Raw genomic sequence first — 1,035 nt, 5'->3', positions numbered from 1 at the left:
GGGTCGCGCGGGCGAGGCCGGCCCCGCTCATGGCCGCCAACCAGCCACGCAGGTCCTCGATGTCCAGCTCGGCGAGGACGTCCGGTGCGCTGGGCACGTGGCGAGCGGGGGCGTCGTCATCCACGGCGGGCGCCGCCGCGGTGCCGGCTGTGCCGGCGACGTGGTCGATGAGGGCGCGCAGATCGGCGAGGTACGCGCGCACGGTCTGGGGGCTGCGGTTCCGCTCGTGGCGCAGGTGCTCCTCGAACGCCTCGAGCCAGGCCGTGTCCCGGGGCGAGGGGGCGCGCGGGACCGGGACGGGACGGACGGAGGACGACGGGGTCATCCCCCCACTCTGCCATCCGCCCCAGGGCGGCGCCGCCCGGGAGCACGCGGCCGGAGGTCATCCCCGCCGCCACCGGTCCTCGACCCGTTCGGCCAGGCCCGCCCGCTGCAGCCGGGACAGGCACGCCAGGACGGTGGGCAGCGCGAGCCCGGCGCTGACGGTGATCCGGTCGACGGGCACCGCCTGGCGCAGGGGCAGCGCCTCGTGGACGAGGGCCTCCTCCATCGTGAGCCCGTCGGTGGGCCGCGCGGCGGACTCGGGAGCTGCCCGGGTGGAGATCCTCCCGCCCGCGCCGCCGCTCCGGGCGGGCCCCTGGCCGAGCAGGGCGAGGGCCTCCTGCTCGGTGGTCACGAGACGGGCGGGGCTCTCCTGCAGCAGACGGTGGCAACCGGCGGAGCTGGGCGAGGTCACGGGGCCGGGGACCACGCCCACCTCGCGGCCGAGGCCGAACGCGTGGCCCGCCGTGTTCTGCGCTCCCGACCGCCAGCGCGCCTCGACCACCAGCACGGCCCCCGCGAGCGCGGCGATGACCCGGTTGCGCTGCAGGAACCGGTACCGCGTGGGACTCGCACCGGGCGGCATCTCGGACACGAGCAGCCCGGCGGCCATCACCGCGCGAAGCAGGTCCTCGTGGCCGGCCGGGTAGAACCGGTCGAGGCCGCCGGCCAGCACCGCCACCGTGGGCGGGACGCCGTCGCGATCCGCCGCGT

The 1,035-nt window shown here is 77.8% G+C and carries 2 protein-coding genes; both read right to left on the bottom strand.

The window, feature by feature from the left end; all coding sequences use genetic code 11:
• A partial coding sequence (locus D8M29_RS12540) for a site-specific integrase (protein ID WP_161972467.1) occupies nucleotides 1–325 on the bottom strand: 325 nt, incomplete at its 3' end.
• Between the two features lie 57 nt (nucleotides 326–382).
• Nucleotides 383–1,035: DNA-processing protein DprA (locus D8M29_RS12535; RefSeq protein WP_148111629.1), on the bottom strand; the 653-nt coding region annotated here is incomplete at its 5' end.

The organism is Micrococcus sp. HSID17227 (assembly GCF_003989405.1).
Classification (GTDB): Bacteria; Actinomycetota; Actinomycetes; order Actinomycetales; family Micrococcaceae; genus Micrococcus; species Micrococcus luteus.
This window is presented reverse-complemented; position numbering and strand designations above follow the sequence as displayed.